General features: G+C 42.0%; 22 protein-coding genes. 21 read left to right on the plus strand and 1 reads right to left on the minus strand.

Annotated features, from left to right (window positions below; genetic code table 11):
- The first annotated feature begins 3 nt into the window (after positions 1 to 3).
- The 10 genes from BM398_RS03025 (at position 4) to BM398_RS03070 (ending at position 9,641) form a co-directional block, all read left to right on the plus strand.
- Positions 4 to 438: a helix-turn-helix domain-containing protein gene (locus BM398_RS03025; RefSeq protein ID WP_175531815.1), complete on the plus strand. Its 435-nt coding sequence runs from the start codon at positions 4 to 6 to the stop codon at positions 436 to 438.
- Positions 439 to 672: 234 nt separating this feature from the next.
- A complete protein-coding gene (locus tag BM398_RS03030; protein WP_092336357.1) occupies positions 673 to 1,467 on the plus strand; it encodes a basic amino acid ABC transporter substrate-binding protein in 795 nt (264 codons plus the stop codon).
- A 4-nt stretch (positions 1,468 to 1,471) separates the two neighbouring features.
- Entirely contained in the window at positions 1,472 to 2,149 is a 678-nt protein-coding gene (locus tag BM398_RS03035; RefSeq protein ID WP_092336358.1) for an amino acid ABC transporter permease, read from the plus strand.
- Positions 2,136 to 2,858: an amino acid ABC transporter ATP-binding protein gene (locus tag BM398_RS03040; protein WP_092336359.1), complete on the plus strand. Its 723-nt coding sequence runs from the start codon at positions 2,136 to 2,138 to the stop codon at positions 2,856 to 2,858. Before BM398_RS03035 ends, BM398_RS03040 begins: the two co-directional genes overlap by 14 nt.
- A 27-nt stretch (positions 2,859 to 2,885) precedes the next feature.
- A complete protein-coding gene (locus BM398_RS03045; protein WP_175531816.1) occupies positions 2,886 to 4,049 on the plus strand; it encodes a PucR family transcriptional regulator in 1,164 nt (387 codons plus the stop codon).
- A gap of 30 nt (positions 4,050 to 4,079) precedes the next feature.
- Entirely contained in the window at positions 4,080 to 5,756 is a 1,677-nt protein-coding gene (locus BM398_RS03050; protein ID WP_092336361.1) for a M20/M25/M40 family metallo-hydrolase, read from the plus strand.
- Between the two features lie 18 nt (positions 5,757 to 5,774).
- Complete coding sequence (locus BM398_RS03055) at positions 5,775 to 6,611, plus strand: dimethylarginine dimethylaminohydrolase family protein (RefSeq protein WP_092336362.1); 837 nt, start codon at positions 5,775 to 5,777, stop codon at positions 6,609 to 6,611.
- 20 nt (positions 6,612 to 6,631) lie between these two features.
- Complete coding sequence (gene hisC, locus BM398_RS03060) at positions 6,632 to 7,711, plus strand: histidinol-phosphate transaminase (RefSeq protein WP_092336363.1); 1,080 nt, start codon at positions 6,632 to 6,634, stop codon at positions 7,709 to 7,711.
- Complete coding sequence (locus BM398_RS03065; protein WP_092336364.1) at positions 7,695 to 8,699, plus strand: 2-hydroxyacid dehydrogenase; 1,005 nt, start codon at positions 7,695 to 7,697, stop codon at positions 8,697 to 8,699. Before hisC ends, BM398_RS03065 begins: the two co-directional genes overlap by 17 nt.
- A 6-nt stretch (positions 8,700 to 8,705) precedes the next feature.
- Complete coding sequence (locus BM398_RS03070) at positions 8,706 to 9,641, plus strand: AEC family transporter (protein WP_092336365.1); 936 nt, start codon at positions 8,706 to 8,708, stop codon at positions 9,639 to 9,641.
- Here the strand turns inward: BM398_RS03070 and BM398_RS03075 are convergent.
- Entirely contained in the window at positions 9,631 to 10,530 is a 900-nt protein-coding gene (locus tag BM398_RS03075) for a LysR family transcriptional regulator (RefSeq protein WP_092336366.1), read from the minus strand. The genes BM398_RS03070 and BM398_RS03075 overlap by 11 nt on opposite strands.
- 347 nt (positions 10,531 to 10,877) lie before the next feature.
- On the opposite strand from BM398_RS03075, the gene BM398_RS03080 reads away from it, so the two are divergent.
- From BM398_RS03080 to BM398_RS03130, 11 genes are all read left to right on the plus strand, one after another.
- The gene (locus BM398_RS03080; protein WP_330390526.1) at positions 10,878 to 11,264 is read left to right on the plus strand and encodes a Rid family hydrolase; all 387 of its coding nucleotides are present in this window, start codon (positions 10,878 to 10,880) and stop codon (positions 11,262 to 11,264) included.
- A 12-nt stretch (positions 11,265 to 11,276) separates the two neighbouring features.
- Positions 11,277 to 11,591: a (2Fe-2S)-binding protein gene (locus BM398_RS03085; RefSeq protein ID WP_026515553.1), complete on the plus strand. Its 315-nt coding sequence runs from the start codon at positions 11,277 to 11,279 to the stop codon at positions 11,589 to 11,591.
- 13 nt (positions 11,592 to 11,604) lie between these two features.
- A complete protein-coding gene (locus BM398_RS03090) occupies positions 11,605 to 13,182 on the plus strand; it encodes an FAD-dependent oxidoreductase (RefSeq protein WP_026515552.1) in 1,578 nt (525 codons plus the stop codon).
- A gap of 23 nt (positions 13,183 to 13,205) precedes the next feature.
- Positions 13,206 to 13,526, plus strand: a complete 321-nt coding sequence (locus BM398_RS03095) for a (2Fe-2S)-binding protein (protein ID WP_026515551.1) — start codon at positions 13,206 to 13,208, stop codon at positions 13,524 to 13,526.
- A gap of 3 nt (positions 13,527 to 13,529) precedes the next feature.
- Positions 13,530 to 14,672 carry an NAD(P)/FAD-dependent oxidoreductase gene (locus tag BM398_RS03100; RefSeq protein WP_330365429.1) on the plus strand — a complete coding sequence of 381 codons (1,143 nt, stop codon included), beginning with the start codon at positions 13,530 to 13,532 and terminating at the stop codon, positions 14,670 to 14,672.
- 22 nt (positions 14,673 to 14,694) lie between these two features.
- Positions 14,695 to 15,072 carry a P-II family nitrogen regulator gene (locus tag BM398_RS03105; RefSeq protein ID WP_081670574.1) on the plus strand — a complete coding sequence of 126 codons (378 nt, stop codon included), beginning with the start codon at positions 14,695 to 14,697 and terminating at the stop codon, positions 15,070 to 15,072.
- Positions 15,073 to 15,091: 19 nt separating this feature from the next.
- Complete coding sequence (locus BM398_RS03110; protein WP_175531817.1) at positions 15,092 to 16,531, plus strand: APC family permease; 1,440 nt, start codon at positions 15,092 to 15,094, stop codon at positions 16,529 to 16,531.
- Positions 16,528 to 17,670, plus strand: a complete 1,143-nt coding sequence (locus BM398_RS03115) for a tyramine oxidase subunit B (RefSeq protein ID WP_092336369.1) — start codon at positions 16,528 to 16,530, stop codon at positions 17,668 to 17,670. Before BM398_RS03110 ends, BM398_RS03115 begins: the two co-directional genes overlap by 4 nt.
- A gap of 303 nt (positions 17,671 to 17,973) precedes the next feature.
- Entirely contained in the window at positions 17,974 to 19,311 is a 1,338-nt protein-coding gene (locus tag BM398_RS03120) for an MATE family efflux transporter (protein WP_092336370.1), read from the plus strand.
- A complete protein-coding gene (locus BM398_RS03125; RefSeq protein WP_092336371.1) occupies positions 19,308 to 19,982 on the plus strand; it encodes a response regulator transcription factor in 675 nt (224 codons plus the stop codon). Before BM398_RS03120 ends, BM398_RS03125 begins: the two co-directional genes overlap by 4 nt.
- Positions 19,933 to 20,892 carry a sensor histidine kinase gene (locus tag BM398_RS03130; RefSeq protein WP_242949748.1) on the plus strand — a complete coding sequence of 320 codons (960 nt, stop codon included), beginning with the start codon at positions 19,933 to 19,935 and terminating at the stop codon, positions 20,890 to 20,892. Before BM398_RS03125 ends, BM398_RS03130 begins: the two co-directional genes overlap by 50 nt.
- Positions 20,893 to 20,939: the final 47 nt, after the last annotated feature.

A 20,939-nucleotide genomic window follows, 5' to 3' on the forward strand; every position in this document is an offset into this window, starting at 1 on the left:
ATTATGTTTAAAGATAATCTGGTAGAACTCAGAAAACTACATAACATGTCGCAGGAAGAACTTGCGGAAAAAATTGGAGTATCAAGACAGACACTGTCAAAATATGAAACGGGAGAATCACTTCCCGATATTGAAAAATGCAGTAATATCGCCAATGTTTTTGCTGTAAGTATCGACGATCTTCTTAATTATGACAAAGAAAAAACGGAAAATATGGGACTTGTAGTACCGCCAAAAGGAAAGTACATATTCGGAATGGTGAAGGTCGGAGATAAGGGACAGATCGTGATTCCTGCAAAAGCCAGAAAAGTTTTTGACATAAATCCCGGCGACAACCTCATCGTACTTGGAAGTGAGGGCGAGGGAATAGCCATTATCAAGGAAAAAGGGCTTCTTGATATTATTAAGAGTGCACGAAATGCTACAAATAAGGCATAGAAGAGTGTTTGTGAAAAAAACAAATTAAATAATAAATTTTTGTATAAAATACATTGCAAAATTAATCCATAGAGTGTTAATATCTTTAGCAAGATAAGTTTAGCCAAATGAAAGGCAATTTATCTATTATATTTTTTAAAATATGGACGTCAAAGCAGACAAGGAAATTTCTTTGTCTGCTTTTTTATTTTTCCGGAAAAAAATGATGAGTTCAAAGATGAGGAGAAAGAACATATGAAGAAAAGAATTATTGCTCTTATAATGACGATATTTTGCGGCTTGAGTATATGTGCATGTGGAAGTGAAAACACTGTGGCAAAGGCATCGGGTTCACATGAGCTGATACATGAAGGAAAGCTTGTTGTAGGTACAAATGCGGCATTCCCACCTTTTGAATATATCGGAGATGACGGAAAGCCTGATGGTTTTGACATCGCTTTGATAAAAGCAATTGGCGATGAACTTGGCTTGGAAGTTGAGATACAGGATATGGAATTTGATTCTCTTGTAGCTTCCATCGGCTCAAAGATAGACGTTTCAATTGCGGGCATGACGATCACTGAAGAAAGAAAAAATGCTGTAGATTTTTCAGATTCATATTATGACGCTGTTCAGTATGTTCTTGTTCCGAACGGTTCAGAGATTAAAGGCTATGATGATCTTAAGGGCAAAAAAATCGGTTCACAGATGGGAACAACCGGCGATTTCATAAGCGAGGATATTAAGGCAGAAGATGACAGTACAACAATAAGCACTTATGACAAGGCGCTTGATGCAGTAAACGATCTGGTGAACGGTCGAGTAGATGCAGTTATTTTGGATAAGAACCCTGCAGAAGTATTTGCCGGTCAGTATGATGAGGTGGTTGCACTTGATGGAAATGATTTTGGATTTGAACCTGAGAAATATGCAATTGCACTTTCAAAAGGAAATACAGAGCTTGGCGGCAAGATAAATGGCGCACTAAAGACTCTTAAAGAAAATGGTACTTATGATGAACTTATAAAGAAATATATTGAAGCGGAGTAATTTTATGGAACAATTCAATGCAGCATTTATAACCGATGACAGATGGAAATTATACTTCCAAGGGCTTTGGACAACGCTGGAAATAGTTCTTTTTGCCACCATACTGGGACTTGCAGTCGGAACAATCAGCTGCCTTATGTATATGTCGACTTCGAAAAAGGGAAAACCTACTGTTTTACATTATATAGCTATGATCTATATAGACATTATAAGAGGAACACCTTCGGTTCTGCAGCTTCTTATCATGTGGTTCATCATCATGAAGAGTAGTACCAATGGGGTACTTGTGGCAGTTATTTCTTTTGGCATTAACAGCGGAGCGTATGTTTCTGAAATTATGAGAGGCGGAATTCAGGCGGTGAATAAGGGACAGCTTGAGGCAGGAGATTCGCTTGGTATTACACGATTTACAACGATGAGATACGTAATTTTACCTCAGGCATTCAGAAATGCCTTGCCTGCTCTTTGCAATGAGTTTATCACCTTGTTAAAAGAGACAGCGATAGTCGGATATGTTTCACTTGCCGATCTGACAAGAGTTGCAAATCAGGTTGCTTCAAGAACTTATCAGCCTTTCATGCCACTTATTGGCGCGGCTGTCATATATTTTGTGATAATAAAGTTTTTTACAATCCTTTTTGGAAATCTTGAAAGGAGGCTGCGCCAAAATGTTACGTGTTGAGAATTTAAAAAAGTCATATGGTGATAATGAAATTTTGAAAGGGATCTCCTGTGAGATTAAGGAGGGAGAAAAGATTGTTATTGTAGGGCCTTCCGGCTCGGGCAAAAGTACTTTTTTAAGATGCCTTAATTTGCTGGAGAGTCCTACTGCCGGAAAGGTGTGGCTTGATGATGTAGAGCTGACAAATGCCAAGACCGATTTGAATCCGATCAGGCAGCAGATGGGAATGGTATTCCAGCATTTCAATCTTTTCGAGAATCTGACGATCATGGACAATATTACACTTGCCCCGATAAAGACCAAAAGGATGAAGAAGGAAGAAGCAAGAGAGAATGCATTAACTCTTCTTAGGAGAATAGGTCTTGAGGATAAAGCGGATGCATATCCGGCACAGTTGTCCGGCGGTCAGCAGCAGAGAGTGGCTATTGTCAGGTCACTTGCAATGAAGCCGAAGGTTATGCTTTTTGACGAACCTACATCAGCGCTTGATCCTGAGATGGTAGGCGAAGTTTTGGATGTGATGACAGAGCTTGCCGATAGCGGAATGAACATGGTTGTTGTTACTCATGAGATGGGATTTGCCAGAAATGTTGCAAGTCGGATCATGTTTATGGACGGAGGACATATTGTTGAGGAAAACGATCCCGACAATTTCTTTGAGCATCCTAAGAGTGAGAGATGTCGTGAATTCTTATCGAAGATTCTCTGATGATTTAGAAGTGGGAGGATGATGGTTATGGGCTTTACGGTAGGAGAGATACTTGAACTTCCTTTTGCAGATAGTTATACGCTGGTTGCCGGTAAGGGCGGACTTGGTAGAGTGGTTGAAAATGTAAATCTGCTGGATTATGAATATGATTCCAAGATTCCTACAGGCGAAGAACCGGACGGATTATTTGACCGGAAATCGGTTGTTGTCACATCTATGTTATTTGCAAAAGACAGGGCAGATCTGATCCTGAGTGTGACAAGGCAGCTGTTTGCCGATGGGGTAAGCGCAATAGTTATTATTCAGGCTTATTTCAAGAGCCTGCCTGACGAAGTCATAGAATTTGCCGATAGCATAAATCTTCCTATCATTCTGGTTTCATCAGAGAAAACTTACGCTGAGAACGTGGTTATAGGACTTACAAGAGCTATAGAGTCAAGCGATAACATAAATAAGATTGAAGAGAAGATAAGCTTTATTCTGCAACACAAGGTAAGTTCGGCAACAAGGCTCATGACGGCGCAGGAGATAATTCCTTTGTTCAGAGCACCGTACGGGTTCTATTATCTTGTTTCAAAGCATCAGATAAATACCTATGGCTTCCAGCATCAATTACAGCTTCTGAGAAACAAAAAGACAGACGGAATGGAAATTCTTCCTTATCAGTATGGAATATTGATCTGTACCATGGGAATAGATGAACAGACGACCATCGATAAGCTTTTTAAGCTCGGAATATGTATGGATGAATACGTTATAGGTATCAGCACCGGAAGTTTTGAAACAGATAAAGTTGCAAATGAGATCAGAGAAGCTTTGTATGCGCAGCGTTTTGCGGCCAAAAATAAAATGGAGGTCTGCAGATTTTCCGAGATGGGAATTTGGCAGATGATCCTTCCCAACAGAGATAATGTTTGGATGAAGAATTACTGTGAAGGAATTATCCGGAAGCTTAAAGAGGCAGACGCAGAGACTGAGATATTTGAAACGGCGAGCTGCTATGTTGACAACAATTGCGACACTAAAAGGACTGCCGAAGAGATGTCGGTGCATGTGAATACGGTCAGATATCGTATAAAGAAAGCACAGGAAACGTTAGGGCTTGAAGATAAGGATATGGAATTTCAACAGGCTATCTGGTTTGCATTTAACTATAAAAAAGGGATGGAAAATTATTTTGATACTTTTTAGAAATAATCATAAATTCCGGGAAGGAACAGTATGATACAAAGAGATGAGCGGGCTCTCAAAATAGCCCGGGAAATGGTAATGATCCCAAGTGTTAATACCACCGAGGGAGAAAGACATATTGCAGATTACTTGGAAAGCTTGATTGGCAGTATGCCGTATTTTAAGAATCATCCGCAGCAGTTTGTTGTTAGGGAGTTAAAAGATGACAGGCTTCATCGTAAAAATGTGATGGCTCTCGTGATCGGAGAGAAAAATCCGAGGAAAGAAACCATTATATTACACGGACATACAGATACGGTAGGAGTTGAAGACTTTGGAGGATGTAAGGATGTAGCTTTTGATCCGGATCTATTGGCGGAAAGACTTAAGACAATGGATCTTCCGGAAAAAGTTAGAAAGGATCTTGAATCCGGGGACTACATGTTTGGCAGAGGCGCGTGTGATATGAAAAGTGGTGATGCTGTTTTTATATCGCTTGTTGAATGGCTGTCAGAAAATGTAGCAGAACTTTCGGGAAATGTGATCTTATCTCTTAATCCCGTTGAAGAGAATCTTCATACCGGCGTTATAGAAGGGCTTGATGTACTTCTTGAATGGAAAGAGAAATACGATCTTTCATATAACCTCGCGATCAATAATGATTATACATGTCCGTTATTTGACAGTGATAAGAAGATTACTATGTATACAGGAGTGGTCGGAAAGCTTCTTCCATGTTTTTACATTCGTGGAAAGGAAACTCATGTCGGACAGTGTTTTGAAGGGATGGATGCAGGCTACATAGCGTCGAGGCTTGTTAACAGAATCCATCTGAATATGGATTTCAGTGATGTATATGACGGCGAAGCATCTATGCCACCTTCAGTATTAAAGATGAAGGATCTGAAGCCCTGGTATAACGTGCAGACAGCAAAAGATTCTTTTGTATATTTCAATTATTTCGTTCATAATGCCCGGATAGAAGATATTCTTTCTAAGTTGGTTGCGGCAGCAGAGGGTGCATTGTCGGATACAAGATTAAAGGTTGCAAAGGAAGCATCAAATTATTACAGAACAAGCAAACTTTGCCGGGAATTTGAGAAAAGTGCCGATATCTCAGAATTTCGAGATCATAAAAATGTTCTTTTATATGAAGAACTTATTGAACTGGTCAAAAACAAAAGAGGTCTTTCGGCAGAAGAACTACGTGACAAGGAAAATGAAATAACTAAAGCAGAAAAGGAAAACGGAACGGATCTAAGAGAGATTCCGATTAATATTATCAGATACTTTCTGGGTGAGCTTGGCATAAATGATTCAGTGATAGTGCTGTATTTTGCCCCGCCTTATTGCCCTCACAATATGCTTCAAAAAGAATGTGCGTCTTTAGAAGACGATCTTAAGAGCATTGCGGGCAAGGTCGGCGAAGAAGCAAAATTTGAGTATCGTTTTATGCATTTTTTCCCAAGTCTTTCTGACAGCAGTTATTTGAAAATAGATGATTCGGATGAATCTATAGAAAAACTCAAGAGTAATTTTCCTGTGATGGAGCAGCTTTATCCGGTACCTCTTGAGAAAATCAAAAGATTAAATATTCCGTCAGTAGACTTTGGATGCTACGGAAAGGATGCACACAAATGGACGGAGAGAGTCAATATTCCGTATACCTTTGAAGTGCTTCCGTATTTATTGAAGGAAACGTTAAGTTATTTTGGATATATAGAATAGAGAAAACGAGGGATTAGTATGTTTGTAAAAAATGGAACAGGGGTGTTAAAAAAAGTTCTTGTCAGCAGACCAAGCTATCTTAAACCGGCCCCTATAAATGAAATAGCAAAAAAGTGGAAGGATACCACAATGGATGTTGCTCTTATGGAAAAAGAGCACAAGATCTTGACGGATGCTTATGCTGCAGAGGGAGTTGAAGTTGAATACCTTGAAGCCGATCCCGAAAGACCTAACAGTGTGTTTGCAAGGGACTTCGGAGGATGCGTAAAAGAAGGGTATATTCTTGGAAAATTCAAACTTTCTATGAGAGACAAGGAACATGTGGATTATGAAAAGAGAATGGAAGAGCTTGGAATTCCTTGTATTGCCAGAGTAGATCGCGGACTTTTTGAGGGCGGAGATTTCATGTTTATGAATGAAAGTACGATCGCAATCGGAATGGCAGACCGTTCCAACCCTGAAGGTGTGTATGAGATAAGAAATCAGCTTGAACCGCTTGGTTACAAAATAATTGGAGTTCCTCTTAATGCGGCATATCTTCATCTTGATATGTGTTTTAATCTTGTTGATGATCATTTGGCAGTGACATACGCGGACGGGCTTCCCGAGGATTTCAGGAAAACACTTAAAGACATGGATATAGATCTGATAGAGGTTGATGAAGAGGCAATTTTCCTTCACGGATGTAATCTACAGGCATTGGGTGATCACAGAGTATTGTCTCTTTCGAGAAATACAGAGGTTAACAGACAGCTGAAAGATCACGGAATGCGTGTTATTGAGCTTCCAATCACGGAAATTTTAAAAGCCGGCGGCGGTCCCCACTGCATGACATTCCCGCTTATAAGAGAATAAAAATATAGGAGCAGATTAAAATGAGCTATTTTTTCTTAGACGAATATGAACATATGGAACCTTATGTCCCCGGTGAGATGCCAAAGGACAGAGAATACTTGAAACTAAACGCAAATGAGTCTTCTTATCCTCCGTCACCAAAGGTTTTGGAGGCTATGAATTCAGCAGAAGTTAATTCCATGGCACATTATTCCGATCCGCACTGCATGGAGCTTCGCAAGGCTATCGGTGAGGAATATGGTTTTCCTGCTGAGCAGGTATTTGTTGGAAACGGTGCGGATGAGGTATTGGGCTTTTGCATGATGAGCTTTTTTAAGCCCGGAATGAAGGTATGTTTTCCTGATATCACATACGATTTTTATCGAACCTACTCAACGACTTATCGCCTTGACTTCGAGCAGTTTCCGCTTAAACAGGATCTGAGCGTGGATGTCGATGAATACGTAAATACAGATAGAGATGTTATTCTTGCAAATCCCAATAACCCGACAGGAAAAGCTATTTCTGTTGCGGATATTGAACGCATCGTAGCAAAAGATCCCAAGCGCATGGTTATTATCGATGAGGCATATGTGGATTATGGCAATGAGTCCTGTGTAAGTCTTGTCAAAAAATATAGCAATCTGGTTGTTGTTCAGACTTTTTCAAAATCTCGCAATATGCCGGGAGCACGTATCGGTTTTGCTATATCATCCGAGGATATTATCAGTGATATGAACAAGATCAAGTTCGCATTTAATCCGTTTAACATGAGCTCACTTGCAATTGTAGGCGGAGTGGCGGCTATTCATGATAAAGATTATTTCCATAGATGTGTAAATGAAGTGGAAAGAGTTCGTGCAGATTTTGAAGATGCATTGGAGAACAGGGGATTTGGCGTTATGCGTACCACGACAAATTTTGCATTCTTTTCATGTCCTGATATTTCTGCTTCAGAGCTTTGCAAGGAGTTAAAGAAGAGGGGTATCCTTGTAAGACATTACAATGATTCAAGAATCAATAATTATCTGCGGATTACAATCGGAACAGAAAAAGAAATGCAGCGTGTGCTCAGTCAATTAGATGAGATAAGGGGACGCAAATATGATCGTGCTTGCTAGTGATTATGAAGATCAGCTTTTAAACAGTTATGAGATTACTAAACAGTCAGTGATAGAAGGATTTGGCTTAAGTGAATCCAAGGAAGAGATTTCTTTTTACGTTGAACCCTACGATACACCGAGGTTCTGGGAACTTTTAGAAAAAGCCACCGGACTTATCACGGCTTTTATTAAGGTAGATGACGCCTTTCTTGATAAAGCACCGAACCTAAAAATGATATCGGTAAATGCAACAGGTTACAACTCTCTTGATATGGATGCCTTAAAGAAACATGGAGTTGCTATGAGCCATATAACATCCTACTGCACACGTGAAGTTTCGGAGCATGCAATTACATTGATGTTGGCACTTAATAAAAATCTTCCGCAGTACGCTGATGAGATTCGGGGCAGAAAAAAATGGAAGTATATGGATCTGGCGCCGAGAAGAACGGTGGATCATCTGACACTTACAATATTTGGCTTTGGGCAGATAGGGAGAGAGACTTCGAAGCTTGCAAATGCATTAGGCATGAAGGTACAGGCTGTTGACCCTTATGTAAAAGAAGATGTGGCAAAAGAGTATGATGTGAAAATAGTGGATTTGGATGAAGCGCTTAAGACATCGGATGTTGTAATAAACCATATGGTGCTGAACGCATCAACAACCAATTATTTCAACAAGGAATTTTTTGCCGGACTTAAGAAACAACCGATCTTTATAAATGTTGGACGAGGCGGAAGCGTGGATGAACAGGCTCTTTTAGATGCACTTCAAAACGGCTGTATCTGCTCTGCGGGTCTTGATGTTCTGACTGACGAAGATCCGGATGTTGATAAGTGTCCTTTTGCCAAAATGAGCAATGTTATATTGACTCCACACAGTGCCTTTTATTCCGAGGATTCAAACAGGGCACTGGAAGAAATCAGCGGAAGAAGTATGGGAATGTTTCTGGCGGGCAATATCGATGAGATCCTCGGATTTATCGGTTGTGAAAAGGTTGGGTAGATTTCTATGATTTTGATGAGACAGATGATCATTCTTTTTTTGCTGATGCTGGTAGGCTATGTTTGCAGAAGGATTAAAATATTAACGGAAGATTCATTCAGACCTTTGTCGGTTATCGTTACACAAATAGCCAATCCGGCGCTGATATTAAGCTCGGGCGCTGAAAATGCGCTCGATGTTTCCTCGCTTGAATTGGTTAAGACTGTGGGATTTACTTTTTTGATATATGGACTGCTTTTGGTGGCCGGCAAGGTGATTCTCAGATTTATAAGAGTTGAAAATAGTAAAAGAAACATCTACGAGCTTATGCTGATGTTTTCAAATATCGGATTTATGGGAATTCCTTTGGTGAAAATGGTTTTCGGTCCCAAAGAGTTTTTCTATATTACTGTATTTCAGATTCCATATGATATTTTGATCTATACCTATGGCGTATATCTTCTCTGTAACGTTTGTGAAGATAATAGTTTATCCGTAAAGCAGCGTATAAAAAATCTTGTTAATCCCGGAAGTGTAGCTGCTATTGGGGCAATGATAATATATTTATCAAGCTTCAAGCTTCCGGAAATTGTAACAGAGCCGCTCGGAATGCTTGGCAATCTTGCTGCGCCGCTTTCGATGATGGTAATTGGTGCATCCTTTTGCAATGTGGATTTTAAATCAATCATATCTGATTATAAATTGGTTTTGTTTTCGCTTTTGAAATTGATAGTTATGCCGATGATTTTAATGATTCTTATTGCACAGTTTGGCGTAAGTAAGGAAATGCTGCATGTATGCCTTATAGTATTTGCAACACCGGTAGGCAGTATGGTAGTTATGTTTGCTCAACAGTTTGGAACCGGCCGTGAGATAGCCGGTAAGTGCGTTGCATTCACGACTCTTTTGTCGGTGGCGACGATACCATTGCTTCAAGTTGTGTTGGCAGGGATCATGTTTTAGACATCAACTGTTGTTTGAAGAACTTTACAAGTGCTTCTTCAAACAACAGCGCCTCATTGCTGAGAATGTTATTCTTGTTGTGGACGATGAACAGCTTCTTCGATAGCCAGTCCTCGTCGAAAGGAATGACTTTTATCTTGTCTGAGCGAATCTTGCGGGCGAGATACATTAGACTTATGCCCACATTCTGAGAATCCTCGGCCATTTGATGAATGAGATGAACGTCGGAAGTTTCAAGAATGATACTTGGTGCGTTCTTTGAGCCGAGAAAAGTATAGATCTGGTTTATGCTTGTAAAGGATGAAGAATCCTTGATGACGAGCGATTCGTTTGCTATTTTTGAAAACGGAACGGAATCATATTTCGCCAGATGATGCGTTTTATTTACCACAATACAAAAAGATTCCGTACACAAATGTGTATAAGAAATTTTGTGAGGGTTGAACGGGCCGGGAAGTATGGCCAGTTCAACTTCGTTATTTTCAACCTTTTTAAGAGCATAGTCATCCGGATACTCTTTTATATTTATCCTTATGTTCGGAAAGTCTTTATTAAACTCCCTGAAAAAAGATGCTGATATAAGCTGCGGAACATCGTAAGAACAGTATATTGTAACGGTCTTTACTGTGGATTTTTCCTGGAAAAGCCTGTTTGTTATCACATCATATTCATCGATTATATATTTCGCGTGGATCGCAAGTCGCGCAGCTTCTGCGGTCGGCAGGATCCTGTTGCTTTTATGTTTGAACAACTGCACCCCCAGCTCTTTTTCGAGAGTAGAGATGGTCTTACTTAGTCCCTGTGGAGTGACAAAAAGATTGTTCGCAGCCTTGGTGATGCTGTTCTGCGAGTATACTTCCAAAAAATAATGTAACTGACGCTGATTCATTAGTATTCCCCCTGCGGTGCACTGCGTTACATTCAATGCACCAATACATATAATTACCGATCAAAAAAATAGTACAAAAAAGGCGCGCGTTAATAAAAACGTGCGCCTTTGCAAATTTGTTTTATATGATATATCAATCAGCTCCAAAAGTCAAAATATTAACTCTGCTTAAACATTTTGGTTTAACTGCTAAATCCTTTTTCTGTTTTTCAAGAGCGATTTAAAATGTTATAACATACGAAAAGCAAAACATACAGCAGCAAGAACAAAGGCGTTCACAAAAAAAGTGTGAGCGCTCTTTTTTTTACCATCTATGAATTTACGAAAGGCAGGGCAAGGATATGAAAATGGAAAGAACAAATTATAGCTCGGGAGCTCCGCTTGAGGAGAAGGTTGGATACTCCAGAATGGTAAAGATCGGACCGTATATAAAAATCGGCGGAACCACATCTGTTCAGCCCGACGGAACCGTTTACGGAGAGGATGCTTACGAACAGACCAAATATGTACTAGAAAAACAGATCAAACTGTTGGAACAGGCAAATGCCTCTGCCAAAGATGTATTTTCAGTTTTTATTTATACGACGGATATATCGCAGGGGGCGCGGATATGTGAAGCGTATTCGGAGTTTTTCCACGATATAAAACCGCTAAACACAATGGTTGAGATCTCAAGACTTAACAGACCTACACAGTTTGTAGAGATAGAACTTGAAGCAATGCTTTCAGAATAGGAGGAACAAGAAATGTCTAGAATATCGGAACATCCTATTTTAGGGAAAAAAGAAGAAGGCAGAGAAGTTGAATTTACCTTTGACGGACAGAAGATGAAAGGCTTTGAGAATGAGCCTATTGCGATAGCACTCAAGGCAAACGGAGTGATGATCCACAGATATACAAAGAAAGAACACAAACCAAGAGGTCTCTTTTGTGCAATAGGAAGATGTACCGACTGCGTAATGGTAGTGGATGGAAAGCCAAATATCAGGACCTGCGTAACACCTCTTAAAGAAGGAATGGTAGTCAACACGCAGGACGGAGTCAAAGCAGTAGGCATGTAGGAGGTAACGTTCTATGAAAAGATACGAGGTAATAATCGTCGGTGCCGGCCCGGCAGGACTTTCGGCAGCTATTGAGGCAGCCAAGAAAGGACTTAAGGTAGTCGTATTCGATGAGAATGATAAACCGGGCGGACAGCTCTTTAAGCAGATTCATAAGTTTTTCGGATCAAAAGAGCATCACGCCAAGATAAGAGGATATAAGATCGGCGAAGAACTCTTGAAAGAAGCTGGTGAGCTCGGAGTAGAAGTTGTTCTTAACGCAACGGTCGTAGGCTTATATCCCGACAAAGAAGTAAATGTAAGGATCAATGATGAGATACACCACTTTAAGGGCGACACGGTAATAATTGCAACCGGAGCTTCCGAAAATATGGTCACTTTCCCCGGATGGACACTTCCCGGAGTTATCGGAGCCGGTGCAGCGCAGACAATGATGAACATACACGGCATTCGTCCCGGAAAAAAGATCCTGATGCTCGGTTCGGGAAATGTAGGACTTGTAGTTTCTTTCCAGCTCTTGCAGGCAGGATGTGAAGTGGTAGCAATTGTTGATGCTGCTCCAAGAATCGGCGGATACGGAGTTCACGCATCAAAGGTTTCAAGGACGGGAGTTCCTTTCTACCTCTCACACACGATCAAGCAGGTTCACGGAGAAGATTGTGTTACAGGCGTAACCATCACAGAGGTCGACGATCATTTTGCACCGATACCCGATACCGAGAAGTTCTTCGAAGTTGATACAGTCTGCATGGCGGTTGGCTTATCTCCTATGTCACAGCTTCTTAAGATGGCCGGTTGTGTTATGGAAGATAATCCAAAGCGCGGAGGCCAGGTGCCTATCGTTGATGAATATGGTGAGACATCCGTTTCGGGAATATTTGCGGCAGGTGATGTATCCGGAATCGAGGAAGCTTCATCGGCCATGATCGAAGGAAAAATGGCAGGCGTGTGCGTAGCGGAGTACCTCGGATATATCGATGAGGAAGAAAAAGACAGCCTCCTTAAAGTATTCGATGCAGACCTTAACAGCTTGAGACAGGGAATGTTTGCTCCCAAGAACAGAGGAAAACTCATAGAGAGCACCGAAGAAGGAATCGAGATATCCAAGAACCTTCTTAAAAAGGGATATGTAAAAGACGATGAGATTGAGAGATTCCCCGGTGTCGTTCATAAGTCGGGAGTTCATCCTGTGATCGAATGTACGCAGAATATCCCCTGCAACCCGTGCCAGGATGCATGCAAAAAAGGCTGTATTTCAACAGGAAAAAATATCACATACCTTCCTTTTGTTAAGGACGGAAGCGAATGTATCAACTGCGGAATGTGCGTAGCAAGCTGCTCGGGACAGGCGATATTCCTTGTAAACGAAGATTGCGGCGACGGAAGCGCAACCGTAACCCTTCCATATGAATTCTTCCCGCTTCCTGAAGTAGGAACGGTTGGATTCGGACTTTCAAGAAAAGGCGAGAAGCTCTGCGAAGCAGAAGTTGTTTCTGTAAAGAGCGTCGGAGCATTCGATCATACAAACCTTCTTACCATGAAGGTTCCGAAGGAATATGCGATGAAAGCAAGGTTTTTCAAATGTAGTTAAAGAAGTGAAAAGGAGCGATCGTTATGAATACTGTAGTTGACAGATCAATAGATATAGGTGAATTCATCGCACAGCCGGATGACGACATGCTTATCTGCAGATGTGAGGAAATTACAAAAGGTGAGATCAGAAAAGCCGTACATGACGGGATGTGGACGCTCACGGAAATAAGAAGATATTTGCGAACGGGAATGGGACTTTGCCAGGGACAGACCTGCTCAAGACTTGTAAAAGGTATTGTTGCGAGAGAACTTGGTGTATCTCCGGCAGAGCTTGAGCCTGCAACTGCAAGATCTCCGATGCGTCCTACGGAAATGAGAATATTTGGCACAGAGGAGGTATAGGCTATGGTAATGGAAAATAAAGCGGATGTAGTAATTGTCGGTGCCGGAATCATCGGTTGTGCCATTAGTTATTACCTGAGTAAACGTGGAAAAAGCGTAATTGTTCTGGAGGGGAGCGATAATATCGGAAACGGCGGCTCATCCAGAAACGGCGGTGGTGTAAGACAGTCGGGAAGAGACCCCAGGGAACTGCCGCTTGCGATGTATGGAATAAAAGAGCTGTGGCCGACACTTTCGGAAGAACTCGGAGTTAACTGTGAATATCACAAAGAAGGAAATCTTCGTCTCGGCAAGACACCCGAGCACCTCAAGATCTTGCAGGGACTTACAGATAGAGCGGTAGCTTGCGGACTTGATGTCAGAATGATCGATTCTGATGAGGTAAAAGAGATCAATCCTTACCTTTCTGATGAAGTTATTGGAGCAAGCTGGTGTCCGACTGACGGACATGCAAACCCGATGGTCACAACACTTGCTTTTTACAAAAAGGCAAGAGAGATGGGCGTTAGATTTATCACAGGTGAAAAGGTTGAGAGACTAAGAAAAGTTAAAGGACGCCTTCGCAAAGTTTATACAAAAGAGAATGAATATGAAGGAGAGTTCGTAGTTGTAGCCGCAGGTTACGAATCAAGAGAGATTCTCGGAACGATAGGAGTTGACGTTCCGATGCACAAGGAACTGTGTGAGTGCCTTGTGACCGAGGCTGAACCTCATATGTTCAATCAGATGCTTGGTACCGCAGAGGCAGATTTTTACGGACATCAGGCAGATCACGGATCATTCGTATTTGGCGGAATGTCGGGACTTGAGCTTAATAACAAAGACTGCGGACCTGTAAATTCACCGAGTAATGCGGCGATAACGGCGCCGTGCATATGCAGAGGAATCATGAAATACTTCCCTGCACTTGAAGATGCCAAGATCGTAAGAACCTGGGCAGGATACCTTGATATCTGTCAGGATGGCGTACCGGTACTCGGATTTGTCGATGAAGTTCCGGGACTTGTTGTAGCATGTGCCTTTTCGGGACATGGATTTGGAATAGCACCGGCTGTCGGAGAGCAGCTGGCGATGCTTATAGATGAAGGAAAGACGGCAGTGGATATATCGGGACTACGATACGGTAGATTCAAAGCCAAAATATAAGAAGTAAAAGGAGGCACACGTTATGAAAGTTGCGATCGAAGAATTATCAAAAGTTGAGATTATCACAAAAGAAGCCAAGGTTGCAGAGCTTACAAAGAACTTTGGTAAGTTCGGTATTACCGGAATGACTATTTACGAAGCCAAAGGATGCGGTGTCCAGCTTGGAACACAGGAATATGAAGCAGAAAAAAATACAACACCTCAACTTTTGTCCAAGCAGGTTGTGATGGTTGTGCTCCCTTCAAGAGAAGTTGACGGCTTTTTGGATTTTGTGGAGAAATCACTTTACACAGGTCACATAGGTGACGGAAAGATTTTTGTTACCCCGGTTACGAATGCGGTAAGGGTAAGGACCGGTGAAGAAGGAATGGATGCACTTAAAGAGGGTGCACTCGATTGAGAAAGGAGGCTTGTTGCCTATGAATGATAAAAAGATTGGTTTGGGTAGTGTCATAGCAACGGGAGTAGGACTCGTGGTGGCATCAAGTTGTCTTTTGACCCTTGGCATTGGTGCAGGCAGCATAGGAACTCCTTTCATAATAACTATGATAATCGCGTGTTGCGTAAACATATTTACTTTGTTGTCAATTGCCGAATTAAACTCAATGATGCCCGATTTAACGGGCGGACTTGCACAGTTTTCGCTGGCATGTGTCGGACCTTTTATCACCATCATCTGTATGGTGGGCGGATATCTTCTCTGCAACTCGCTTGCGGGATCCGTTGAAGGAGCTGTTTTCGGAAATACTTTTGCGGAGATGTTCGCGGGACCGGGACTTCCGGCATGGGTGTTCTCGTTGGTGCTTATAGCTTTTTTGGCAATTACGAATTTAAACGGCGTTGATGTATTTATCAAGGTTCAGGATTTTGTGGCTTATGCACTTATCTTTTCACTGGCTACAATGGGTGTTCTCGGAGCTCTTGGGATCGGAACAGGAGAGGTTATTGAACAGCCCGCGGCACTTGCAACAGATTTTAAGAGTGTTACCGGATTGTGCGGACTTGCGTTCTTCCTGTTTGTAGGAGGCGAATATGTAATCCCTCTTAACAAGAGTTGTAAGAATGCAAAAAGAGATATTCCCCTCGGAATGGTGCTCAGTATGCTGATCATTTTGGCGATGCAGACATTCCTTACACTCGGATTTAAGAATTACACGGCATGGGAAGATATGACGGGAAGCACGACACCGCAGATGCTGTACGGAATGGCTCTTTTGGGACCCATGGGAAGATACTGGATGCTGATCATCACACTTCTGGCAGCAATAAGTTCCGTAAATACGATAATGGGCTCGCTTGCATACATCCTTATGGGAATGTCCAAGATTGGTCTTCTTCCCGAATTTTTTCAAAAGAAAAATTCAAAGGGCGCTCCTTACGTAGGAATCCTTTTGGAGGCTGCGATATTCCTGGTACTTAATATAACGGGCCTTTCATCGACCGATTCCATCTCATATATGATTTCGGTTTTGGCGGTGCTTTGGCTTATAAGCTACATTGTTTCAAATATAAACGTAATTCTTTTGAGAAAAAGACTCCCCGCGGCGCCCAGAAACTTTAAGACGCCCTGCGGATATCTCGTTCCGATCCTTGGAATTGCAGGATCTGCATATATGATCTACAACATTGACACTTCGTGGGATGTGAAGCTCTCGCTTTACAGAGTTGTGCTGATAACCATGGCGGCGCTTGCGGTTTATTCATTCACATGGGTCAAATTCAAGATAAACAGACCGCTCTTTAAGCCATATCCGATAAAGGAAGTAATGGCGATGGAGAACGAATTGTACTTTAGATTTCATAGCCGTAAAGGACTTGATGAAATAGATAAAAAGGCGAATAGGAGGAAAGCAGTATGAGTGATACAAAATTAGATCTTTTATATTTAAGTGAGCCTGACATGATCAAGGCAGGTGTTAATGATGTGGTAAGTTGTACATCATGTATGGAGGAACTTCTGGTAACTCTCGATAAAGGTGATTACCTGATGGGTGGAGAAAACGGAAACTCTCACGGAACAATGATTACTTTCCCTGACAATCCTATTTTCCCCAACATGCCAAAGAGCGGCCCCGACAGAAGATTCATGGCGATGCCGGCTTATGTGGGCGGTGAGACGGCCATGGCAGGAATGAAGTGGTATGGCTCAAACGTTGAGAACAGAGAAAAAGGACTTCCGAGGTCTATCCTTATGGTAATGCTAAATGACAAGGATACGGGCGCTCCGCTGTCTCTTATGTCTGCCAACCTTCTCTCAGCCTATCGTACATCCGGTATCCCCGGAGCGGGTGTAAAAAACCTTGCGGTTAAGGATGCCAAAGTACTTGGAATTGTAGGTCCCGGCGTTATCAACATCACGGCTATCGAAACATTTGCGGCGTTACGCCCCACACTTGATACACTCAAGATAAAAGGTAGAGGAAAAGCTTCAATCGACAGATGTATAGCTTTTGTAAAAGAGCATCTGCCTCAGTTCACAACTATCAAAGTAGTGGATACTCTTGAGGAATGCGTAAGAGATTCGGATATCCTTAGCTTTGCGACTTCAACATCAATGGGTATGGACAGAAGTCAGTATCCTTTCGTAGAAGAGGAGTGGATCAAGCCCGGCGCACTGTTCTGCGTTCCCGGTTCTTGTGATTTCTCCGATGAATATATCTGTAGCGGTAAAGCAAAACTTGTATGTGACAACATTAAGCTTTATGAGGCATGGGCAGAGGAGTATCCTTATCCGACATACAACCAGATCTACATTCCAGGTTGTCTGTGGCTTGATCTTGTTCACGACGGCAAGCTTTCAAAAGACAAGATCATAAACCTTGGAGCTATTCTTGCAGGAAAGGAAGAAGGAAGAAAATCGGACGATGAGGTTATTATCTATTCTGTAGGCGGAATGCCTGTAGAGGACGTTGCCTGGGGTAAAAAATGCTATGAAAAGGCATTGGAACTCGGCATCGGAACAAAGCTCAACTTGTGGGAGCAGCCTTATCTCTTCTGATAATAATTGCAATAATTAATAACAAAATAATTCGGTACACAAAGAGTCATCCCAATAAGAGGATGGCTCTTTTTTATATCATAGGAAATTGCTTTCCTATGATATAAAAAACGCTCCGCTATGGATGCGACCGATGCGCAGAAGTATTATGCAAGCTAAAGCTTGCGCGCATCGGCGCGCAAAGAGTTGCAAAGCAACTCTTTGTTCCGTAAATGTGAACTGCGCGTTTGTTGAATCGCCTGTGGCAATAAAATATAATAGATGTGCTTTTGAATATAGTTTTTTGGATGAATAAGGATAGATATGGAAAAAAATATTGATTTTACCGAAGGAAAAATAGTAGCACCTCTTTTAAAATTTGCAGGCCCCGTTCTTATGGCGCTGTTTTTGCAGGCGATGTACGGCGCGGTCGATCTTCTTGTTGTGGGTAAATTCGCAGGTTCTGCGGATGTTTCTGCCGTTTCGACAGGCTCGCAGATAATGACGACAATTACTAACCTCATCAGTAGCCTTTGCATGGGAATGACGATATTACTGGGACAGAAGATTGGCGAAAAGAAAGCGGAAGAAGGTGGTAAGATCGTTGGAAGCGGCCTTTTGATGTTCGCGGCTTTGGGACTTATGCTTGCGCTTCTTGTGCCTTTTGTTGCACCAAGTCTTGCAGCAACAATGAATGCGCCTGAGGAAGCATATAAGCTGACCGTTTGGTATATAAGAATCTGCGGTGGCGGAGCTGTTGTCATAATCGCATATAACCTTATAGGCGGTATATTCAGGGGACTCGGAGATTCCACAACGCCCCTTGTTACGGTTCTTATCGCATGTATCAGCAATATAATAGGAGACCTTTTCTTTGTTGCGGGACTTCACATGGGAACAATAGGAGCAGCGATTGCTACTGTTGTTGCGCAGTTTATCAGCGTTGTGATCTCTTGCAGACTTATATCAAAGAAGAAACTTCCGTTTACCTTTAATCGCAAACAGGTCAGATGGGACGGCGATATCATAAAAAGGATTATATCCATCGGCACACCTATTGCATTACAGGATTTTCTCGTTGGAATATCTTTTTTGGTAATCCTTTCAATCGTAAATTCCATAGGTCTTAACGAGTCGGCGGGAGCAGGCGTTGCGCAGAAAGTTTGCGTATTTATCATGCTTGTACCTCTTTCATTCATGCAGTCTATGTCTGCATTTGTTGCTCAGAACAGAGGAGCGGGCAAGATTGACAGAGCTCTCAAGGGCTTTAGATCGGCGGTTCTTATATCATTTATATTTGGCGTTGTTATGTTTGTATTTTCATTCTTCCGCGGAGACCTTCTGGCATCTATCTTTTCAAACGATTACGATGTCATTCTTGCAGCGGCGGATTATCTTAGAGCGTATGCGATCGACTGCCTGTTTACATGTTTCCTGTTCTGCTTTATCGGCTTTTTTAACGGAATGGGACATACAGGTTTTGTAATGATCCAGGGAATTATAGGCGCGTTTGCGATTCGTGTTCCGTTTTCATTTATTGTGAGCAAGATTCCGCCTGTGACTCTGTTTCGCATTGGACTCGCAACGCCTTGTTCTACAATAGTTCAGATAGTATTGTGCTTTGGATATCTAATGTTCATGAGAAGGAAAAAAGAATTATGAAAAAAGTTTTTATCGTTGAGGATGATGAGATAATAGCAAGTCAGGTGGCAAAGCATCTTGAGACCTGGCAGATGAAAGCAAAGGCAGCAGAGAATTTTCAGAATATCATGGAAGAGTTTGAGGAGTTTAAGCCGGACATCGTGCTTATGGATTTAAAACTTCCCGCATACAACGGTTTCTATTGGTGTGGCGAGATCAGGAAGGTTTCACAGGTTCCCATCGTATTTTTATCATCTGCGGATGAGAACATGAATATAGTAATGGCGATGAATATGGGAGCCGACGACTTTATATCAAAGCCCTTCGACCTTCAGGTTCTTACCGCCAAGATTCAGGCAGTTCTTAGAAGGAGCTATGGAGAGAGCATTTCGGTACATGAGCTTGAGGTAAAAAATGTGCGCCTCAACCTTGATGATACTTCCGTTACAGCAGGAGATAGCAGGCTTGAGCTTACAAAGAACGAGTATCTGATCTTAAAGACACTCATGGAACAGCCGGGCAAAGTCGTATCAAGAGAGAGCATAATGGAGAGACTTTGGGGCGCGGAAGAGTTTGTTGATGACAACACTCTGACCGTCAATATCACAAGAATTCGCAAGAAGCTCGAAGCAGCGGGCGAAGATGGATTCATCACAACGAAGAGAGGACTTGGCTACATTGTTGGGGAATAACGGATTTTGGAAAAATAACCGAATATACCTTACGGCAAATGCAGTATTTATACTTATTTTCTGGGCTGTAAGTGCTCTGTATCACATTGAGGGCGAGTTTATCTTTTATGTGATATCTTTTATGCTGATAATTACGGTAATTGCCGCTTTTATAAATAATAATTCCATACATAACAGAACTCAGATTCCGGAATATAATAATGAAAGCGAAGATGGATCAGACAAGGTTATGTGGGAGAAACTCAGGGAAAAAGAGGATTTCTTTGCACTCTGGGCGCATCAGATAAAGACTCCCATTGCGGCGCTCAAGCTCCTTTTTGAGGATGCCGATCCAAACACGTACGAATGTAAGAGTGAGCTCTTTAAAATAGAAACTTACGTGGAGATGGCGCTTAATTACCTGAGGTTCGAAGAGATGTCGGGCGACCTTCTCCTTGAGAAGTGCAGTCTTGAGCCGCTTGTAAAGCAGACCGTGAAAAAGTTTTCGACAGTCTTTATCTGTCAGCATCTTTCCGTAGAACTTGATAACCTTGACTGCGAGATACTTACTGACGATAAGTGGTTTTCTTTTGTCCTCGAGCAGGTATTGTCAAACGCACTCAAATATACCAAGGAGGGCGGAATCAAGATTTTTTCCCGTGATACTGATGAGGGAAAAGAAATCGTTGTAAGCGACAGCGGCGTTGGAATAAAGAGCGAGGATCTTCCGAGAGTGTTTGAAAAAGGCTATACCGGCTACAACGGCCGCGTGGATAAGAAGGCAAGCGGAATCGGTCTGTATCTTTGCAAAGGCGTGTGCAATAAGCTTGGACACGGCATACGCATAGAGTCGGAGCTCGGTAAGGGGACCGATGTCATAATAAAGGTCCGCAAAGAATCGGTAAATACGCGGGATTCTAAGTATATCTGAAGAAATATCGCTTAACTTACATAAATGTAAGATTAGCAGTGGGAAAT

The sequence above is a fragment of the Butyrivibrio sp. M55 genome (assembly GCF_900116865.1).
In the GTDB taxonomy this organism is placed as follows: domain Bacteria; phylum Bacillota; class Clostridia; order Lachnospirales; family Lachnospiraceae; genus Butyrivibrio.